Genomic DNA, 19,949 nt, shown 5'->3' on the forward strand with positions numbered 1-19,949 from the left:
ATACATATGAAATTTCATAAACTTATATATAGTATAGGAATAGCAACAATGTTGTTTGTTTCCTGTAAAAAAGATACACTTGATCGTAAACCATTGACGAGTATCCTCGATGACCAATATTGGCGTAATGAGGATGACTTAAGATTGTTTGGTAATGGATTTTACACGAATTATTTTAATGGATTTGCTACAGGTTTTACTTTAGACTACACACCTGTTAGAGGATATACTTTTAATGATGATTTAACAGGTAAAAATGCACAATCAGCTTTTGAAAGTAGTGTTCCATCAAGCAGAGGTTCTAATTCTGAAGGAGCTGCGTGGCAGCCACAGTACGGAGGCCCGACTTGGAATTTTGCTTGGGTACGTAAAGCTAATATTTTCTTAGATCGTATAGAAACTAAGGTTAAACCAAATCTTTCTTCCGATGCGTATAAGCATTGGACTGCCGTAGCTCGCTTTTTTAGAGCATTTGAATACAGTAGACTAGTAAGTGTTTTTCGGGGATGTTCCTTACTTCGATCAAGAATTAACAACAGAAGATTTACCTATCCTATACAAAGATCGTGAGGCAAGAGGCTTGGTAATGGATAAAGTGTATGATGATTTGAAGTATGTAATGGCTAATATGCGTGAAAATGATGGTACGCAGTATCTAAATAGATATATGGCGGCAGGCTTTATTTCAAGATTCATGTTATTTGAAGGAACTTGGGAACACTATCACGGAATTGACGCTACTCGTGCTAAAAAATATTTAGAATTTGCAAGAGATGCTGCTGAATATGTAATGGTAAGTAACAAATATAATTTTAGTCGCGATTTCAAATCAATCTTTTCTTCAGAGAGCTTGGCAGGTCACCCAGAGGTTTTATTGTATAGAGCATACGATGCTGCTTTAACAATTACACACAGTACGTTATCTTACCAAAATGGTACAGAGGTGGTGGGTGTAGACGCGAACTTAAACTTTATCCGCTCATTTATTGTAAATGATGGTAAAACATGGAATAACTCTGCAGTAACTGGAGCAAAAACTTTTACAATAGCAGACCTTGTTAAAACAAGAGACCCTCGTTTTGAAGCCTCATTTATGGATAAACCTTCAAGTAATTCAGCAACTTTGCTATATGGCTATAAATTTGCGCCAAGAGAAGCGCTAACTTATATTGGAAAAACTTACCCTTCACAATATGGTAGCAGTACCAATACTAGTGATTCTCCGGTATTGCGTTTGGCTGAAATAGTGTTGAATTGGATTGAAGCCAAAGCAGTTTTAGCAGAGTATTATGGTGGTACTGCCGTAGCACAAACGGATATTGATAAATCTATCAATGCAATTAGAAACCGACCATTGGATGCCGCTGCTGCCGCTAAAGGTGTTCAAAAAACTGCGCCTTTATTATTAGCTGATTTACCTGTTGATCCAAATCGTGATGCAGATGTTCCTGCTTTGATCTGGGAAATCCGCAGAGAAAGAAGAATGGAGTTTGTTTTTGAACAATTTAGGCTTGGAGACATCAGAAGATGGAAGAAACTAACCTATATGAACTTCAATAAACCTGAATACTTATTAGGTCCATGGATAGATTTGCCAGCTGAATTGCCAAGCGCATTAACTGCAGCAGCTGCTACAGCTAAAAATGTGAAAGTAATGAAGGCAGATGCTAATGGAAATCCAAATGGTACGATTGTAATATATGATGGTACAAATGCTGCAAATATGGTTGGATTTTGGATGGTAACGAATGCCTCAAATAGAGCTACATTTACAGATAAATCTTACTTGTCTCCGGTTGGGCAAACTCAAATACAACAATATACTGAGAAAGGGTATAAGCTTACTCAAACCCCAGGTTGGAATTAGAATTATAACCATAAAAAAAGGCCATCTATTACAGATGGCCTTTTTTAGTATAGGTACAAATTATAAAATGCGTAATCCTTTTACCTTATAATTTTCTAAAAGTGAGTCATCAGGTTCTAATTCAGTAATGAAATAGCTAATATTCTCTAACGATGCAACTTTAATTCTAAGAGAAATATTTAGTTTTTCAGAAATACATAAGATTGCAGATTTTCTAGATGAACTAAGCATTCTTTTTTTCAGTTGATTAATTTCCCAATCGGTATCTGTAAGGCCATCAGTAGGATGTATAGCGCTTGTGCCTAACAAACATAAATCGGCATTGATTTCAGATAGCTGACTAATTACATGGCCACCATAGGTAATTTGTGAGTTTTTAGAAAACATACCTCCAATTAGAATTACCTCAACTTTTCTATACTTGGCTAATTCTACAGCTACTAATGGACTAATCGTAAAAAACGTAGCCGCTAAGTTTTCAGGTAATTGCTTTACCAATTCAATTATGGTGGTTCCGCCACCTGTTAAAATTACCATGCCATCCTTAATTAAAGGGATAGCTTTTTTTGCAATATTTATTTTGGCGTCCTTCGCGTAAACAGTACTATCGTCAAAACTAGAATGATAAGATTTAGAAAGAGCACCACCATGAACTTTATATAATAAATTATCATCAGACATCTCTTGTAAATCTCTCCTTATGGTGTCTTCAGAAACATTCAATAACTGAACAAGATCTGAAGTAAGTACTCTGTTATGCAAGTTAATTTGTCGCATAACAAAATCGTGGCGTTCTTTTTTTAACATATATAGCGTTTGTGATACTAAGATATAAAATTAAAAAAACATTGTGCTGGTTTTTGCTGGTTTCTGCAATAAAATTTATCATTTAAATTAAATAATTTTCTTTAAACTCAAAAACATTTATGATATTTACTTGACAATTGCTATTTTGCGTATTAATGCAGGTTTGGCAAGGGAACCAGAATAATCAACAAAACAAAACTTAATTATTAATCAAATTTTATGAAAAGAAAACTACTTTTACTTTTCGTAATGTGTTTTTTGTGCTTAACTCAAGTTTTTGCACAACAAAAAACAATTACGGGTAAAATCCTTGATGAAGACAGGTTACCACTACCTGGTGCCTCAGTTAAGGTTAAAGGCCTTCCGGGAGGTTCGGTTAGTTCTTCCGATGGTGTTTATAGTATCAAGGCTGCGCCAGGCCAAATTCTTGTATTTAGTTATATTGGAACTATTAGTCAAGAAGTTACTGTTGGAGCTTCAAATGCAATTGATGTAGTGTTAAGAACTGATGCAAATCAATTATCTGAAGTTCAAATTACGGGTGCGTTAGGTATCAAAGACGATAAAAAAGCTGCAGGTGCATCTATTCAATCTGTTTCTGGTGCTGTTATTGCTCAAACACAAAGAGAGAATTTTGTGAATGGTTTACAGGGGCGTATTGCAGGTTTAACAATCAATAGTACTTCTGGGGTGCCAGGTGCTTCAAGTCAAATTATTTTAAGGGGTTTTAGTTCTGTAAACAGTAACAACCAGCCTTTAATTGTAATTGATGGTATTCCTGCGGATAATACCACCATGAACACAGCAAATTTTGCTTCTAGTACAGCATCCAACAGTTCTTTAGAAAACAGAGGGACAGATTTTACGAACCGTTCATCTGACTTTAGTCCTGAAGATATTGAAGACATTACGGTGCTAAAAGGACCTGAAGCTGCAGCTTTGTATGGTATTGATGCTGCAAATGGAGCAATATTGATTACTACAAAAAGAGGTAAAGCAGGAGATGGTCGTATTAACTATAGCAATAGTTTTAGAATTGATCAAGTTACAACAGTTCCTAATGTACAAGATGTGTATGGATTAGGTACAAATGGTGTACTTGAAACCACAACTATTTCATATTTCGGTCCTAAATACCAAGAAGGAACAAAAATTTATGATAACGTTTCTGACTTCTTTCAAACAGCATTAACTCAAAAACATAATTTATCGTTTGAAGGTGGTTCTGATAAAGCAACGTATAGAATATCGACTACCTATAATCAACAAAATGGTGCGATCCCAAATACAAGTTATGATCGTTTTACTTTAGGTGGTGCTTCAACTGCAACATTGAATAAATGGTTAAAATTGGATTTGTCATTAAACTATAGTTATTCTAGAAATGATAAGGTTTTTAAAGGTGCTGGCGGTCCGTTAATTGGGTTGCTAGTTTGGCCAAGAACGGATGATGCTAAAAACTACCTTACTCCTGCAGGTTTAAGAAGAAAGTTTTGGGATAATTTAGCGAACGATAGCCAATTAGATAATCCTTATTTTAATATCAATAAAAATGGAGCCTATGACGTTAACAATAGAGTTTTTGCAAGTACAAGTTTAATCTTAACTCCAATTAAAGATTTCACGTTTACCACTCGTTTAGGTTTTGATATTGGCGCTTTCCAATCTCAAAGTGTGTATCATCCAGAAAGTTATTATGCTTTTTTAAGAGGAGGAGCTTTTGATCAGCTTACACAAAATACGCGTAACTTAAACGCTAACTCTTTTGTAAACTACAAAAAAGAGGTTTTACCTAAATTTACAATTAATGCTTTATTTGGTGGAGAAATCAAATCAGAAGACAGTAGAGGATTAAGTGCTTATGGTGAAAAATTCTTAGAACCAAATTTTGTATCTATCAATAATACAACTGCAAGTACAAGGAGAGCATTAAGCACAATTCGTCAAAGAAGGGTTGCTTCATTGTATGGTCAGTTACAAATGAATTATAATAAATTAGTGTATGTTACGGTAACTGGCAGAAATGACTGGACCTCTACTTTGCCAATAGCAAATAACTCATTCTTTTATCCATCTGTTTCTACAAGTTTCAACTTTACAGACCTGAAAGGTTTAGAAGGTTTAAAAAATGTGTTAAGCAGTGGTAAAATTAGAGCAAGTATTGCTCAGGTAGGTAGAGATGCTCGTCCATACAAAGTTTTCCCATCGTTGCAGTTTGAAGATTTATCTTATGGTGGATATCGTTATGGTTTTACAGGACCAAACCCAACTTTAAAACCAGAAATTGCAACTTCGTATGAGTTTGGTGCAGATTTATCATTCTTAAAGAATAGAATTAACTTAGAATTTACGTATTACAAAAAGAAAACTGACGAGCAAATTGTTAATGATATTAGAGCAAGTTATGGAACTGGCTTTGTGTTAACAGATTTAAATGGTGGTAATACGTCAAACTTTGGTTACGAAGTTTTATTAACAGCTAAGCCAATTCTTAAAAAAGATTTCAGTTGGAATGTAATTGCGAACTTTGATTTATCAAGATCTAAACTACTTTCTTTACCAAGAGATGTACCTAAGTCGTATAGCTCTGATACGTGGTTATATGGTAATGTTCGTGGTGGTGCACAACCAGGTCAGCCTTTAACACAATTTACAGGTAACTTCTACTTAAGAAACAATGATGGAGAAATTTTAATAAGTCCTGCCACAGGTCTTCCGATCAGAAGTACAGCTTTCATTTCGAATGGATCAGATCGCTGGCCAGATTGGACACTTGGTTTAACTAACGAATTTGGGTACAAAAACTTTAGATTATCTTTCCTAATTGATTTTAGAAAAGGTGGTGATGTGTTAAATGCTACAGAGCACTATTTAACACAAAGAGGTTTAACTGCTAGAACCTTAGATCGTGAAACGCCAAGAGTTATTAAAGGAATTTTACAAGATGGATTAGAAAATTCAGCTAAACCAACGCCAAATAATATTGTTGTAAATCCATATTATGATAGTAGATATTACTCTTCAATTAGTGAAGAATTATTTATTGAGAAAGATATCAACTGGATAAGAATGAGAGATATTACATTGTCGTATACCTTATCATCTAAATTGTTGGCAAGACAAAAATTCGTTAAATCGGCTTCCATTTTTGCAACTGCAACAGATGTATTCTTAATTACTAATTATTCTGGTGCAGATCCAATTGCGAATGGTAATAATGCCGCGACTGTTGGTGCTGGTGGAATGGCTATTGATTTTGGAAACTTTCCTACGTCATTGGGTATTAACTTTGGGGTAAGAATTGGATTGTAATATTAAAATCAAATTAAAATGAAAAAATTTATATATAGTGCAGCTTTACTCATTTTGATCAGCGTATCAGGATGTAAAAAGTGGTTGGATGTAAATGTTAATCCAAATAACCCACAAGAAGTATCTCCAAATTTATATTTGGGGCCGATACTTACTAACTTAACATTTTCACAACAGTACGATGGCCGTTATATCGGTAAATATATCCAAAACTGGGCTGAATATACAGCATCAGACACTTGGGATAGACATGGTTACTTATTTAATTCTCAAGATCCTGCATCAGAGCAATGGAGAACAGTTTATTTCTTGTTAGGCTATAATTTGATCGATATGATGCGTATTTCTGAAGCTGAAGAGCGCTGGGACTTATTGGGTATTGGGTATGTTATTAAAGCATTGGGCTGGCAACATTTAACCGATACGCATGGTGAGCTAATTTTAAAGCAGGCGTTTGACCAAAGTAGAAAAACTTTTGATTATGATTCTCAGGAAGACGTATATAATGAAATTCAACGCTTGTTAGATTTAGCTATTGTGAATTTAAAAAGAACAGATGGTAAAGTTAGTCAGGCTTATTTAGCAAGTTCTGATGCTTATTTTCAAGGGAATAAAGATAAATGGTTGAAATTTGCCTATGGTTTAAAAGCACTTAGCTTAAATCATTTAAGTAATAAGGGAGCAAAGTATAAACCAGATGACATTATTGCTGCTGTTGATTTAGCGATGGCAGGTAATGCTGATAATGCGAAATTTAAATTTAGTGGGTTAGTTTCAACCTCTTCAAATTTCTATGGTCCTCAAAGAGGAAATCTAAATACTTTTAGGCAAACAACTTTTTTTGTGAATCTAATGAATGGAACTCAATTTAACGGAGTTGTGGATCCTCGATTAAAAAGATTATTATTCCCATCAACAGATGGTAATGTGTATGGTATTGAACCTACCTATGGTTATAACAGTAGCACAGCTGCGCAAAGACCTTCTTTAACATTTTGGGGTAGTGCATCTTCTGGAACAAACTTATCAGGAAATTACATTTTTAATGATAAATCTAGTTATCCAGTAATGACGTATTCAGAGCTTCAATTTATTAAAGCAGAAGCAGCATTTAGAAAGGGAGATAAACCAACTGCTTTAGATGCATATAAAAAAGGAATTGATGCACACATTGATTTTGTAAACCAAGCTAATGCTGAAGCAGCAAACGCTACAGTGACTCAAATTACTACCGCAGAAAAAACAGCATTCTTAACATCAGCTGCAATACCTACTAATCCTGCTGATTTAAAATTGGGCGATATTATGTTGCAGAAATACATTGCACTTTGGGGTTGGGGTATTAACGAAACTTGGGCTGATTTGAGAAGGTATCATTATATTGATGCAGATCCATCTGCTCCTACTGCTACTCAAGTTTATAGAGGTTTTACAATTCCTGCTGCCGATCGAATTTTTAGCGAGAATAACAATAAGCCTGCCTACAGATTACGTCCACGTTATAACTCGGAATGGGTTTGGAATATTGATGCTTTTGAAAAAATAGGCGGAAAAAGATTAGATTATCATACTATTCCAATTTGGATTGCAACCCCTTAATATTAAGATTATGAAAAAGACGATATTATTAATTCCTATATATCTAATCGCACTTATAATGATGTTTTCATCATGTGAAAAAAATGCGGTAACCGATATTACTGTTCCTTATTCAGGAGCGCAATTTAAATACTATAATTTTGCAATTAATGGTCCAACCGTAAATTTTTATGCAAATGATATAAAAACAACCGCAACTTTAACGGCCTCTGGAGTAGAGGCTGCTGCTGGTGTTAACTTCGGAGGACTAGTGCCACTAAGAGGTTATTCGCTATCGCCAGTAGGTAGTGTTAAGTTTTCATCGTTAACACCAAGTACGATGGTGGTAAATGCTGCTTTAGGTCAAGGGCCAAACATTGAAACATCTGCTGTAACAAAAACAGTGGAAGATGGTAAAAACTATAGTTACTACACAAGTGGTATTTATGATTATGTGACTAAAAAATCTGATGCTTTTATTGTTGAAGATATCTTGCCAGCTCCTGATACATCAATTGCGTATATCAGAGTTGTTAATCCGGGTCATAATACAACTGCTTTGTCATTAGAATTAACTCAGACTTTTACAAGTACAACACCTGGTGTTCCACCACTTGTTATTGTTACAACACCGATAACGGGGGTAGCGTATAAAGCAGCTTCTCCATATATCGCGGTTAAGCAAGGAGCCTATTCATTAAGAATGATTGACTCTCCAAGCGGTAAAGTGGTAACTAGAGCAGCAACATCATTCCTTAAAGGTAGGTTATACACATTTACTTTACGAGGGAATCTAATTACTGGTACTCCTGCTCCTTTCCTCGATTTTACAGAAAATCGATAAATTAGCTATATTAATTAAAAGCCCATTTGGAATTTTCAAATGGGCTTTTTGATTCTATATATCAGAATCATATTCAAAATTTTATACTTTTGTAGCAAAGAATAAATACAATGGCAAGCTTTACACTTACTCCTGAAACCTGGGAAAGGGTTAGAATTAAATTTTTAAGAAAATATCGTGATTTAACTCAAGCAGATCTTTCTTTTACGTCTGGTCAAGAAGATCAATTAGTGCAAAAGCTCATGACTTTGGTTAAAAGAGATCAAAAGTATATTGAATTTACTATTCGCAAAGCATTAGCTGATCCTAACGGCAATCGCTTGTAATAACCAGTTTTAAATCCTAGACCTTTTTTGTAAGTTTACCTCTATTAATAAAAGGTAAATGAAGAAGGTTAAAATAGGCATCTTATTGTTTTCCATTGGCTTGTTGTCATTAACATTTGCCTTTAAAGAAGATTTATTTCTAGTTTCTAAAAACTTAGATGTTTTCGCATCACTCTATAAAGAGATAAATATCAACTATGTGGAAGAGACAAATCCTACAGACTTGATGCGAACCAGCATTGACGCGATGTTAGAAGAGCTTGATCCTTACACAGAGTATATTCCTGAATCTGAAATAGAAGATTATAAATTAAAATATGTTAGCACTCAATACGGTGGTATAGGTGCGGGTACCTTATTTATTGAAGGGAAACTTTTTGTGAATGAAGTAAGCGAAGGAAATCCAGCAAATAAACAAGGGGTTAAACCTGGCGATCAGATTGTAAAAATTAATGGCATTGATACAAAAGGAAAAGATAGAGGGCAAATAAGTCAATTATTACGTGGGCCTAAAGGATCTTCATTAAGTTTAGTAATCATAAGAGATGGTGCAGTATTAAATAAAACTCTTGTTAGAGAAGAAATTAAACAGCCAAATGTATCCTATTCAGGTATTTTGGATAATCAGATTGGGTATATCCGATTGGATAAGTTTTTGGAAAATTCTGGGCAAGAAGTTGCAACGGCATTAGAAAATATTAATAAAGAAAAACCAAAAGGCATTATACTTGATTTACGTAATAATGGTGGGGGGTATTTTGCAAGAGGCTGTTAAAATTGTAAATCTATTTGTAGATAAAAACATTTTAGTGGTTACCCAAAAAGGTAGAAATCCTGAAAAAACAATTGCTTATAAAACAGTTAATCAACCTGTATCTCCACAAGTGCCATTAGTTGTTTTAGTAAATGGTTCATCGGCCTCAGCTTCAGAAATCGTGGCAGGTGCATTACAAGATTTAGATAGAGCAATTGTTATTGGTCAACGCAGTTATGGTAAAGGTCTTGTACAACAAACTTTTAACCTTCCGTACAATAGTTTAGTTAAGGTAACTGTTGCGAAGTATTACACGCCATCTGGGCGCTGTATTCAAGCTTTAGATTATGCACATAAAAATCAGAATGGAGAAGCGGAAAAGTTTGCAGATTCCGTAATGAAAGCCTATGATACAAAAGCTGGTAGAACAGTATACAATGGCAATGGGGTTTATCCAGATGTATTTATAGCGCCAATTAAATACAGTCCTATTACTATCTCGCTAATCAATAAAAATCTTTTGTTTGATTATGCCAATAGCTATAGAAAGGCAAATAAAGAAATAACAAATGTTAAAACCTTTCAATTAAGCGATGCAGATTATGCCCAGTTTGTTAATTCATTAGCAGATAAAGATTACAGTTATACATCTCGAACAGAGCGTTTACTATCTGATTTAAGAACAGAGGCAGAAAACGAAAACAAACTTGTAGCTGTTAAAGGAGATTTAGAAGAATTAAAATCTAAAATGTTAAGTGCCAAAAAAACTGATTTAATTACACATAAAGCAGAAATTAAAAGAGTGCTAGAAACTCAAATCATTAGTCGTTATTATTTCGAAAAAGGAAAAATTGAGCAAGCATTTCAATACGATAAAGAAATATTACAAGCCAAAACATTATTTAATAATCAGCAACAAATGTTAGCCATTCTTAAAGGAGATGGTGTATACAAAACAATCGGTAGCCCAATAAAATCCTTTACATCAGAAAATTAAAATTCTGCAAATGCTTGATTAACTATCTTTTAAGTTGATAATTTGATTTTAAATCTCTTAGAACTTTGAATTATACTCCTGTAAGTGTTAAAAAGTGTTAAAATTTAAGCAACTGAAAATCAGTCGTTTATAATCTTCAATTGTTAATTTAATACATTAAAGTTTTGATTCATACATACTTTTACTCATATTTAGGAATTAATTAACTATTAACTAACCTAAATTTTATTAATTTATGAAAAAACTTGTACTAAGTTTATTCATCTTGTGTACACTATCGGTAGCCGCTTTCGCTCAAGAACGCACAGTTACAGGTACAGTTACCTCAAGTGAAGACGGTCTCCCGATTCCTGGAGCATCCGTAAAAGTAAAAGAGGTTCCTTCTGCTGGGACAATGACAAGTGCAGATGGAAAATACTCTTTAAGAGTTCCTGCGAATGGAAAAACATTAATTATTTCTTACATCGGATTTACACCAAAAGAAGTTGCAATTTCTGGTGGTAATGTAAATGTTTCACTTGCAACAGATCCAAAAGTTCTAAATGAAGTTGTTATTGAAGGTGCTTATGGAACTAAACAAACAGCAAGATCAACTTCTGCAAATACTCAAAGTGTTTCAGGTGACAAATTGAACACTGTACGTTCTAACAACATTAACAATGCATTAGCGGGTAAAGTTGCTGGTATTCAAGTAAGAAGTCAATCTACAGCTGCATTAGGTAGAAATACCGATGTTAGACTGAGAGGTGCTGGTGGTTTTGGAACAGGAAACGGCGCATTATATGTTGTTGATGGAACAATTTTGCCAAATGCTGACGATTTGAACTTAGATGATATTGAAGATATCTCTGTATTACAAGGTCCTGCAGCTTCAGCATTATTAGGTTCGCAAGCAGCAGCTGGTGCCATTTTAATTACTACCAAAAAAGGTAGAAAAGGTTCAGGTTCTGGAATTACAGTAAACCTTGGTGCTACTTTTGAAGATCCATATATCTTGCCAAATTATCAGAATTCATATGCTGGTGGTGCTGCTGCAGATTTAGCTAAGTATACTTGGAAAAGCACTGACCCTATAGAGTGGAAAGCTTTAGATGGTAAATATTATCATGATTATAGTGATGATGCAAGTTGGGGTCCTCGTATGGTAGGTCAAGAATATATTCCTTGGTATGCTTGGTACGGTGGAACAAAATACTCTTACAAAACTGCGTCATTAACTCCTCAACCAGATAATGCTAAAGATTATTATCAAACAGGTGTTGTGTTAAATAACACAATTACGTATGGTACAAATGGAGAGAATTACAATTTCAAAATGTCTTATGGCAATCAGTATACTTCTGGTATCACCACTGGTACAAACTTGCAGAAAAATACTTTGAATTTGGTTGCAAATTATGATCTTTCAAAACACTTTACTGTTGGTGCAAATATTAATTATGTTAAAACAGTATTGCATGGAGATATTGATGATGCTTATTCTAATCAAAGCTCTGGCTCATTTAACCAATGGTTTCATAGAGATTTAGATATGGGCATTATGAAAGAACTACGTGGTTTAACTACTAAAGGTCCAGGTACTACCAATATCTTTGCATCTTGGAACCACGCTAATCCTAATATTTATGATCCAGCTAATCCGAAAAACTTCTATGCTGCTAATTTTTGGTATAACTTCTATACTTACTTTGATAATATTTCTAAAGTTAATCAAAGAGATAGATTGTATGGTAACTTGTCATTAACTTATAAAGTAAACAATGACTTGAAATTTACTGCTACTTACCGTAAAAATCAAAATACTTCATTTACTGAAAACAAATACAGCAGTAAATTATTTGATAGTGGTTTACAAACTTTTGGTAACGATCCAAATGCTAGAGGGAACTATTTAACGGCAAATACTTATTCAAACAGAGAAAATTATGAGTTGATAGGTCAGTATAGCAAAAAAATCAAAGATTTTACAGTTGATGCAACTGCTGGTATTGATATGTTTTCTGCTACATCTAAATCTGTTCAAATTCAAACAGTTAATGGTTTAGCAATACCTGATTTATTTACTGTAAATAACAGTGTAAATCCGCCAACTTTAACTAACAGTCGTTCACAAGATAGATATAGAGCACTTTTAGCTAGAGCAACTTTTGGCTATAAAAACTTTGCCTTTATCGAAGGTTCAATACGTAATGATTGGTTCTCTACTCTTCCAGGAGATCACAATGATGTATTGTCTAAATCATTAGGTGCTTCATTTGTATTTAGCGATTTATTACCAAAAGAATCATTCGGATGGTTATCTCAAGGTAAATTGAGAGCATCGTGGGGAGAGATTCCACAATCATTAAGTGCTTACGATTATCCAGGCTTCTCTTATGGAGTAAATGCCTTGAAATGGAATGGTTCTAGCATATTAATGCAAACACCAGATAGATTGGTAGATCCAGAAATTAGAGGTGCTGTTGCAACAAGTAAAGAGATTGGTTTAGATTTAAAATTTTTAAACAATAGAGTTGGAATTTCTGCAACCCTTTGGGATGCTACAGAAAAGAATTATCCAAGAGCTATCACTATTAATGGTGCTTCAGGTTTTACTTCAATCTTAACTAACATTGGTCAGATTGACAGAAAAGGTCTAGAATTACAATTAACTGGTCGCCCTTTAGATTTGCCTAATTTCTCATGGAACATCTCTGCAACTTATGCTAATTTGTTAGATAACAAAGTTGTTGAGGTTAGTAAGAAATATGGTGTAACTAGGATTGGTGGTGTTGATGGTGCTGGACAAGGTTTACCAGGTGTAATTCATGAAGAAGGTAAACAATGGGGGCAATTATTTGGTGCTGGTAAAAAGAGAAATGCTGATGGTATTCCTTTAGTAGATGCAAATGGTTTCTTTATCAGTGATCCATTAGTATTTTTTGGAAGTATTTTGCCTAAACATACAGGTGGTTTGCAAAACTCTTTCGTAATCTTTAAAGATTTCGAAGTAAATGCAAATATAGATTGGCAAGTAGGTGGTAAATTCGCTTCATTATCAAACATGTATGGTTCTTATAGTGGTTTAACTGCTCGTACTGCTGCCGTTAATGACAAAGGCATGAATGTGCGTGATGCTGTTGCGAATGGTGGTGGAGTTAGAGTTGACGGTGTAAGTAGCACTACTGGCTTACCAGTAACTTACTATGTTGATGCTCAACAATATTATCACAACTTGGTTGATAACAAAACTTTTGATGATTATATCTACGATTTAACTTACGTTAAATTACGTGAAGTTTCATTAGGATATAAAATACCAGTTAAAAAATTAGGTATCAATAAATTCGTGCAGAATGCAACATTCTCAGTTGTGGCAAGAAATCCAGTATTAATCTATGCTAAAACCAAAGATTTCGATCCTTCTGAAATTTCAGGTAATGGTGGTGAGTCTGGTCAGTTGCCAGGTACAAGAGGATTTGGATTTAACTTAAGAGTTGGTTTTTAAGTTTAGGGATAAGAATTTACATTAAAATAAAAGACATGAAAAAAATATTAAAATATTCATTTGCCTGCCTGTTTTTAATAACAGCAGCTGGATGTAATAAATTTGAGGATTTTGGTAATACTAACGTAAATCCATCAGCGGTTAATGATGCTAATCCAGCAGCTTTATTATCCAATGCTATTCAGGGTTTACAAGCTCGTGCATTTGAAATAAGACCAGGGTATTATGCGCAGTATTTTTCAGAAACACAATATCCTGAGCAATCACTTTATTCAATACCTCAAGTTAGTTTTGCTGGTATTTATAGCGGTGCATTGTATGATATGCAAAATGTGATATCTTTAAGTACATCTAGTAATAATCAGATACAAGTAGCTAAAATTATACAACAGTATATTTTTTGGACAATGACTGATCGCTGGGGAGATATTCCGTATAGTCAAGCACTAAAAGGAATATCAGTTATCGCTCCAGTTTATGACAAACAAGAAGATATTTACAAAGGCATGTTGTCAACTTTAACAGCGGCTGTTGCTGCTATTGACGGTGGCTCAGTTGGCGGAGATATTGCCTATGGTGGTGATGCAGCTTCTTGGAAAAGAGTGGGCAATTCATTAAGAAATCTTAATGTCTATCCAATTATCTAAAAGATATCCAGGTGCATCTGAATATGCAGCAACTCAGTTTAAAGCTGCACTTGCAGATGGCGGAGGTTACATAGCTACAAATGCACAAAATTTGCAATTAACTGCTGATGGTTCAAATTATCAAAACCCTTATTTTTCAATCTATAATGGTCGTAACGATTTGGGACAAAGTGCTACAATGACTAGTATCACAAATGCAACAGGTGATGCAAGACAAAATGCATTTGGTGGAGCAAGTGAGCAAAAGGGACAAAATGCAACCTCTAATATTGGTGTGCCATATGGTGTTAATAGAACTGTTGTTACCGCGTTTACTGATGCTAACCCAGGTTGGGCACGTGTTTTAAGAGGCGATTTGCGTACAGATGTACCTGCAAAACCAACATATATTCTTACTGCAGCTGAGGTTGCTTTAGCAAGAGCAGAAGCAGCTAACTTAGGTTGGACTACTGAAGTTTTAGCAACTGTGTATGCTCAAGGTATTGCTTTATCATTTGAGCAATGGGGTGCAGGTACTCCTTCTCCAGCTTATATGGCTCAAGCAGATGTAGCACTTACTGGTGGTGTTGCCAATGCAAAAAACATTGCAGTACAACGTTGGCTAGCTAGTTATCCTGATGGTTTACAAGGTTGGAATATTTGGAGAAAATCTGGTTATCCAGTTTTAACTCCAGCTCCCAATGCTACAAGTACTAAAAAGCAGATTATAAGAAGATATGTTTATGGTACTGATGAGCGTACATCTAACTTGGCAAATCTAAACGCTGCAATCGCTCGTATTCCTGGAGGGGTAGATGAAGGTGAGGCTAGAGTTTGGTGGGATCAATAATTATTTACTTATTTAAAATATAAAACAATGAAACATACAATATTAAGATGTCTAAGTTTCGCCTTGGTGGGTTTAACTTTCTTCACATCTTGTAGAAAGGATGCCTTTTACAATAAAGATAATGAAGAAACCAATGGAGGTAGTACTATTATTAAGGTAATGGGCGGTAAAGAGCCAACAGTGTTTTTAGATGCACTTAGCGGGATTAAAAAAGTTACTATTTTTAGCTTAAGAAAAGATGCTGGAAATGCTGATGCACTTAATCAAGCAACTACGGTTACCTTAACATACGATGCTGCAGTACTTGCTGCTTATAATACTGCACACCCAACACAATCTGCTGCTGAAATTTTACCAGATGCTTTATTTACTATTGCAAGTAATGGTATTACAAGAACAGCTACTGGGTTTGAAGTTAAATTTGCTCCAGGTGAATTTGCTAAAGATTTCGATATCAACTTGAATTTTGACAATTTCGACTTTGATAAAAGATTTGTTTTTCCATTTAAAATCACAAGTAATATTACTACACCAAATGTTGTGCAGTCTACTCTTGTAATGACGGTAAGTGTTAAAAATAAATGGGATGGTATATACACTGTAAGTGGAACAATGGTGGATGTAACTAATCCGGCATTTGCTCATTTTTCAACTAGCCCTACTATTACGTCTGACGCACCTTATAGATTGCAGTTACGTACAATTAGTGCAACCAAATGTGTGATTTGGGATCCTAAATACTTCAATGGTGGTGGTAATTTTGATCCTTTTTATACTGGTACAGGTACTAGTTCTTTTGGATCATTTGATCCAATTATAGAATTTGATCCAGCAACTAATAAAGTTATTGGAATTACTAACTTCTATGGTGCTGACGTAGCAGCTACATTAAGGAATGCAAGATTAGACCCAACTGGTGTTAATCAATATACTCCTTCAAACAAAACTTTACTGATTAAGTATAACTTAACTCAGAAAGCAGGTCTTACTCCTGCATTGGCTTCGCCATTTGTAAGAGCAACTTGGGATGAGAAATGGGTTTATGCTGGTTCGAGATAATTTTAATAAATAGTTTAATGCTCCCTTTCAAAAGAAGGGAGCTTTTTTTTGACCAATTTTTATTAGTAATTAATCTTCATTTGAGCTAAATAATATATTGTTAAGTTTCTCGTTTAGATAAAGTTAATTTGATTAATACTAAATTTATATCTATATTGACGATAACGAGTTATATAATAGGAATATGAAAAAAGGAAAAATATTTGCGTTAGGTTTAATTGTTTTTACTCTGTATTTAACAGATATTGTTCAAGCTCAACAAAACAATAAAATTTCTCAAAATGCTGGTGGTAGCATATTACGTGTGAAAAAGTCTAACGGTGATGATGTAATTGGTTCACCATATTTATTAGAAGAATGGGTAAAAGGTAATGTTAAGTTTAAAGATAATACGTCTGCTAGAAACGGAGACTTTAAATATGATGTTATGGAAGATTTATTGATTGTTAAATCTGAAAGTGGGGAGGAAAATGTATTTAGCGATCCAATTGATGAATTCACTTTAACTGTAAAAGGTAAATCTAAGCTTTTCAAGAACGGATTTTCTGGCGAGAATGGCGTAAATGGGAAAAGTTATTTTGAGGTTATTTACAACGGCAAAACTAAATTATTAAAGAGGTATTCTAAAACCATTATAGAAAGTAAGGGTTACAATACGAGTACAATTACAAAAAAATATGAGGAATCTAGTTTATATTATATAGCCAAAGCAGATAATAAACTAATTCCAATCAAAAAAAATGACAAATCAATTCTTGATGCTTTAGAGAAACCAGAACTTAGCAAATATGTAAAAGATAATAAGTTAAATCTGAAATCTGATGAGGATATAGAGAAGTTATTGGCATATTATGATACGCTGTAATAAATTCTAGTTAAAAATGAAAAGGGCAAATTACTAAGTAATTTGCCCTTTTCATTTTTCCTTATTGCTAACTAATCCATTGCATGTAACCTTACTTTAAGCCCGTCCATAGATGGGTTTAATTGTAATTGGCAGGCTAACCTAGAGTTTGGTAATAAGTCTGGTAATGTATCTAACATTGCGTATTCATCATCACTCATTTCGTTAAGTTTTTCTTCACCTTCCATTACATCTACGCAGCAAGTTGCGCATAAGGCCATACCACCACATGTGGCTAGAATATCATACTCGCTAGCTTTTAAAAACTCCATTAAACTTAAGCCCATATCGGTAGGGGCAATTAAAGTGCTAATATTACCTTCACGGTCTTCAACTTGTATAGAAATATCGTTTGTTTCCATTCTTAAAATTCAGTTACACCATTAACAGTAGTATATTTCATGGTATATTTAATACCTGGGTTCATATATTGATAAGCACTATGACTCATTAAAGCAGCTTCGTGGAAACCACATAAAATTAACTTTAATTTATTAGTATAGGTATTAATATCACCAATTGCATAAATACCAGGGATATTCGTCGAATAGTCATCAGTATTTACTTCAATAGCACTTTTGCTTATGTTTAAATTCCACTGCTCTATAGGGCCTAATTTAGGGCTTAAACCGAATAAAGGAATAAGATGATCTGCAGCAAAAGAAGTAGTTTCCATGGTACGGTTATGAATAACTTCTACATTTTCTAATTTTCCATTACCAGAAACAGAGTTTAAATTACTATTTAGAACCAAGTTAATCTTTCCACTTTCTGCCAATTCCATTACTTTAGCAACAGAATTTGGTGCTCCACGGAAACTTTCACTACGGTGTACTAGGGTTAATTCCGAGCAAATATCAGCTAAGAAAATCGTCCAATCTAAAGCTGAATCACCACCACCTGCAATTACCATTTTTTGACCGCGATATTTTTCCGGATCTAAAATCATGTAATTAACGCCTCTTCCATTTTCAAACTGCTCTAAACCAGCTACTGCAGGTTTACGAGGCTCAAAGCAACCTAATCCACCAGCAATAACAACTACTTTAGCCTCGATAATGGTACCCATGTTTGTGGTTAATACAAAATCTGCTTCCCCACGTTTTTCTAAGCCTTCAATTCTTTCTCCTAAAGTATAACCTGGATGAAAAGGCTTTGCCTGCTCTACTAAATTGTCAATTAATTCTTGAGCCAACACAGTTGGATATCCGGGGATATCATATATAGGTTTTTTTGGATAAATTTCTGAAAGTTGACCACCAACCTGAGGTAAGTAATCAATAAGGTGACAACGCATTTTCAATAATCCGGCTTCAAAAATGGCAAATAAACCAACAGGTCCGGCGCCAATAATGGCTATATCAGTAGAAATCATGTATTAAAATTTGATGCAAAGTTACAAAAACACAAACACTATTTAGATATGTTCCAAATTATTTTGAATTAAATCTATAAATTCAGTAGTTATTATTTTATAAAAATGCTATTAACTACTGAAGCAGAACTATATTTTGTTGAAGTGAGGGATACCCAAATGGTAAAATGCTAAAAATTAATCATTTTCCCCTACCTTTGAGCAATACATGAATAAAAACATTTATTTCGCTTCTGATTTCCATTTAGGTGCACCAAGTTATGATGAAAGTCGTAAACGTGAAGAGCGTATTGTAAGGTGGTTGAATTTTATTGAGCCAACCTGTTCTGAACTCTTCTTGATGGGTGATGTTTTTGATTTTTGGTTTGAATACACCAAGGTAATTCCAAAAGGGTTTATACGTTTGCAAGGTAAATTAGCGCAAATGGCTGATTCTGGGATTAAAATCTACTTCTTTAAGGGAAATCACGACATGTGGATAAATGATTATTTCACGAAAGAAATCGGAATTGAAATTGTTAGTGATGAGTTAATTATTGAACGAAACGGAAAGAAATTTTATTTACATCATGGTGATGGATTAGGTCCAGGAGATGCGAAATATAAATTTTTGAGAAAAATTTTCAGAAATCGCTTTTGTCAATGGCTATTTTCTATATTACCACCACGAATTGGGTTGTTTATTGCCAATGGTTGGTCTGGAAATAGTAGAATTGCTAGCAATAAAAAGGAAGTATTTTTAGGCAACGAAAATGAATGGCTTGCGATTTTTGCCAAGGAACAATTGGAAAAAAAGCACTTTGATTATTTCATTTTTGGACATCGACATTTGCCTTTAGATATTCAATTAAATGAAAATAGTCGCTATGTAAACATTGGCGAGTGGATTAATTATAATTCTTACGGTGTATTTGATGGAGAAGATTTACGCCTGTCTTATTATAAAAGCGTTTAATGTGCATGCAAACTGAGAAGTACTAACTGTACTTATTCTTTCCGCTTTTTTTGCTTATTTTTGCATCTTTATTTGCACAGGTTTGTGTTAAATAAACCCGCCCCGATAGTTATCGGTAGATGTTGAATTTTCTTTTTCTGAAGATTTAAACGCAAAGCGGGACTTGCTTTGTTTAGTATAGCGAAGCATATTTTTTCAAAGGGATACC

Annotated in this window: 17 protein-coding genes; 14 read left to right on the plus strand and 3 right to left on the minus strand. The window is 34.2% G+C overall.

Going from position 1 to position 19,949, the window contains the following annotated elements:
* The first annotated feature begins 6 nt into the window (after window positions 1-6).
* Together ACHMWN_RS06065 and ACHMWN_RS06070 are read left to right on the plus strand one after the other, a co-directional pair.
* Window positions 7-570 carry a hypothetical protein gene (locus ACHMWN_RS06065; RefSeq protein ID WP_397298568.1) on the plus strand — a complete coding sequence of 188 codons (564 nt, stop codon included), beginning with the start codon at window positions 7-9 and terminating at the stop codon, window positions 568-570.
* Window positions 494-1,867, plus strand: coding sequence for a RagB/SusD family nutrient uptake outer membrane protein (locus ACHMWN_RS06070; protein ID WP_397298570.1), 1,374 nt, complete (start codon window positions 494-496; stop codon window positions 1,865-1,867). Before ACHMWN_RS06065 ends, ACHMWN_RS06070 begins: the two co-directional genes overlap by 77 nt.
* Before the next feature lie 60 nt (window positions 1,868-1,927).
* On the opposite strand, the gene ACHMWN_RS06075 is transcribed toward ACHMWN_RS06070, so the two are convergent.
* The gene (locus ACHMWN_RS06075; protein WP_397298571.1) at window positions 1,928-2,674 is read right to left on the minus strand and encodes a DeoR/GlpR family DNA-binding transcription regulator; all 747 of its coding nucleotides are present in this window, start codon (window positions 2,672-2,674) and stop codon (window positions 1,928-1,930) included.
* Window positions 2,675-2,893: 219 nt separating this feature from the next.
* On the opposite strand from ACHMWN_RS06075, the gene ACHMWN_RS06080 reads away from it, so the two are divergent.
* From ACHMWN_RS06080 to ACHMWN_RS06130, 11 genes are all read left to right on the plus strand, one after another.
* Window positions 2,894-5,986: a SusC/RagA family TonB-linked outer membrane protein gene (locus ACHMWN_RS06080; protein WP_397298573.1), complete on the plus strand. Its 3,093-nt coding sequence runs from the start codon at window positions 2,894-2,896 to the stop codon at window positions 5,984-5,986.
* A gap of 18 nt (window positions 5,987-6,004) precedes the next feature.
* Entirely contained in the window at window positions 6,005-7,585 is a 1,581-nt protein-coding gene (locus ACHMWN_RS06085) for a SusD/RagB family nutrient-binding outer membrane lipoprotein (protein WP_397298575.1), read from the plus strand.
* A gap of 10 nt (window positions 7,586-7,595) precedes the next feature.
* Window positions 7,596-8,408 carry a hypothetical protein gene (locus tag ACHMWN_RS06090; protein WP_397298576.1) on the plus strand — a complete coding sequence of 271 codons (813 nt, stop codon included), beginning with the start codon at window positions 7,596-7,598 and terminating at the stop codon, window positions 8,406-8,408.
* A gap of 110 nt (window positions 8,409-8,518) precedes the next feature.
* Window positions 8,519-8,734, plus strand: a complete 216-nt coding sequence (locus tag ACHMWN_RS06095) for a hypothetical protein (RefSeq protein ID WP_397298578.1) — start codon at window positions 8,519-8,521, stop codon at window positions 8,732-8,734.
* Window positions 8,735-8,792: 58 nt separating this feature from the next.
* Window positions 8,793-9,509 carry a S41 family peptidase gene (locus ACHMWN_RS06100; RefSeq protein WP_397298580.1) on the plus strand — a complete coding sequence of 239 codons (717 nt, stop codon included), beginning with the start codon at window positions 8,793-8,795 and terminating at the stop codon, window positions 9,507-9,509.
* Window positions 9,463-10,485 (plus strand): S41 family peptidase, encoded by a 1,023-nt coding sequence (locus ACHMWN_RS06105; protein WP_397298581.1) that lies wholly within the window; start codon window positions 9,463-9,465, stop codon window positions 10,483-10,485. Before ACHMWN_RS06100 ends, ACHMWN_RS06105 begins: the two co-directional genes overlap by 47 nt.
* A 235-nt stretch (window positions 10,486-10,720) precedes the next feature.
* A complete protein-coding gene (locus ACHMWN_RS06110; RefSeq protein WP_397298583.1) occupies window positions 10,721-13,972 on the plus strand; it encodes a SusC/RagA family TonB-linked outer membrane protein in 3,252 nt (1,083 codons plus the stop codon).
* 35 nt (window positions 13,973-14,007) lie between these two features.
* Window positions 14,008-14,619: a SusD/RagB family nutrient-binding outer membrane lipoprotein gene (locus ACHMWN_RS06115; protein ID WP_397298584.1), complete on the plus strand. Its 612-nt coding sequence runs from the start codon at window positions 14,008-14,010 to the stop codon at window positions 14,617-14,619.
* On the plus strand, window positions 14,600-15,448 hold the full coding sequence (locus ACHMWN_RS06120) for a SusD/RagB family nutrient-binding outer membrane lipoprotein (protein ID WP_397298585.1): 849 nt from the start codon (window positions 14,600-14,602) through the stop codon (window positions 15,446-15,448). The genes ACHMWN_RS06115 and ACHMWN_RS06120 overlap by 20 nt, the downstream gene beginning before the upstream one ends.
* Window positions 15,449-15,475: 27 nt before the next feature.
* The gene (locus ACHMWN_RS06125; protein ID WP_397298587.1) at window positions 15,476-16,507 is read left to right on the plus strand and encodes a DUF1735 domain-containing protein; all 1,032 of its coding nucleotides are present in this window, start codon (window positions 15,476-15,478) and stop codon (window positions 16,505-16,507) included.
* Window positions 16,508-16,691: 184 nt separating this feature from the next.
* Window positions 16,692-17,372 (plus strand): hypothetical protein, encoded by a 681-nt coding sequence (locus ACHMWN_RS06130; RefSeq protein ID WP_397298589.1) that lies wholly within the window; start codon window positions 16,692-16,694, stop codon window positions 17,370-17,372.
* Between the two features lie 71 nt (window positions 17,373-17,443).
* Here ACHMWN_RS06130 and ACHMWN_RS06135 read toward each other — a convergent pair whose 3' ends face one another.
* Together ACHMWN_RS06135 and ACHMWN_RS06140 are read right to left on the minus strand one after the other, a co-directional pair.
* Window positions 17,444-17,773, minus strand: coding sequence for a 2Fe-2S iron-sulfur cluster-binding protein (locus ACHMWN_RS06135; RefSeq protein ID WP_397298591.1), 330 nt, complete (start codon window positions 17,771-17,773; stop codon window positions 17,444-17,446).
* 2 nt (window positions 17,774-17,775) lie between these two features.
* Complete coding sequence (locus ACHMWN_RS06140) at window positions 17,776-18,786, minus strand: NAD(P)/FAD-dependent oxidoreductase (protein ID WP_397298593.1); 1,011 nt, start codon at window positions 18,784-18,786, stop codon at window positions 17,776-17,778.
* Between the two features lie 208 nt (window positions 18,787-18,994).
* On the opposite strand from ACHMWN_RS06140, the gene ACHMWN_RS06145 reads away from it, so the two are divergent.
* Window positions 18,995-19,741: a UDP-2,3-diacylglucosamine diphosphatase gene (locus tag ACHMWN_RS06145; RefSeq protein WP_397298594.1), complete on the plus strand. Its 747-nt coding sequence runs from the start codon at window positions 18,995-18,997 to the stop codon at window positions 19,739-19,741.
* Window positions 19,742-19,949 lie beyond the last annotated feature (208 nt).

The organism is Pedobacter sp. UC225_61 (assembly GCF_044452285.1).
Classification (GTDB): Bacteria; Bacteroidota; Bacteroidia; order Sphingobacteriales; family Sphingobacteriaceae; genus Pedobacter.

What these genes read in the sequence shown, in the direction of transcription:
- ACHMWN_RS06120 (WP_397298585.1), top strand. Translation starts at nt 14,600, where the DNA reads ATGTCTATCCAATTATCTAAAAGATATCCAGGTGCATCTGAATATGCA.
- ACHMWN_RS06115 (WP_397298584.1), top strand. Translation starts at nt 14,008, where the DNA reads ATGAAAAAAATATTAAAATATTCATTTGCCTGCCTGTTTTTAATAACA.
- ACHMWN_RS06145 (WP_397298594.1), top strand. Translation starts at nt 18,995, where the DNA reads ATGAATAAAAACATTTATTTCGCTTCTGATTTCCATTTAGGTGCACCA.
- ACHMWN_RS06135 (WP_397298591.1), bottom strand. Translation starts at nt 17,773, where the DNA reads ATGGAAACAAACGATATTTCTATACAAGTTGAAGACCGTGAAGGTAAT.
- ACHMWN_RS06100 (WP_397298580.1), top strand. Translation starts at nt 8,793, where the DNA reads ATGAAGAAGGTTAAAATAGGCATCTTATTGTTTTCCATTGGCTTGTTG.
- ACHMWN_RS06085 (WP_397298575.1), top strand. Translation starts at nt 6,005, where the DNA reads ATGAAAAAATTTATATATAGTGCAGCTTTACTCATTTTGATCAGCGTA.
- ACHMWN_RS06065 (WP_397298568.1), top strand. Translation starts at nt 7, where the DNA reads ATGAAATTTCATAAACTTATATATAGTATAGGAATAGCAACAATGTTG.
- ACHMWN_RS06110 (WP_397298583.1), top strand. Translation starts at nt 10,721, where the DNA reads ATGAAAAAACTTGTACTAAGTTTATTCATCTTGTGTACACTATCGGTA.
- ACHMWN_RS06095 (WP_397298578.1), top strand. Translation starts at nt 8,519, where the DNA reads ATGGCAAGCTTTACACTTACTCCTGAAACCTGGGAAAGGGTTAGAATT.
- ACHMWN_RS06080 (WP_397298573.1), top strand. Translation starts at nt 2,894, where the DNA reads ATGAAAAGAAAACTACTTTTACTTTTCGTAATGTGTTTTTTGTGCTTA.
- ACHMWN_RS06125 (WP_397298587.1), top strand. Translation starts at nt 15,476, where the DNA reads ATGAAACATACAATATTAAGATGTCTAAGTTTCGCCTTGGTGGGTTTA.
- ACHMWN_RS06130 (WP_397298589.1), top strand. Translation starts at nt 16,692, where the DNA reads ATGAAAAAAGGAAAAATATTTGCGTTAGGTTTAATTGTTTTTACTCTG.
- ACHMWN_RS06140 (WP_397298593.1), bottom strand. Translation starts at nt 18,786, where the DNA reads ATGATTTCTACTGATATAGCCATTATTGGCGCCGGACCTGTTGGTTTA.
- ACHMWN_RS06075 (WP_397298571.1), bottom strand. Translation starts at nt 2,674, where the DNA reads ATGTTAAAAAAAGAACGCCACGATTTTGTTATGCGACAAATTAACTTG.
- ACHMWN_RS06090 (WP_397298576.1), top strand. Translation starts at nt 7,596, where the DNA reads ATGAAAAAGACGATATTATTAATTCCTATATATCTAATCGCACTTATA.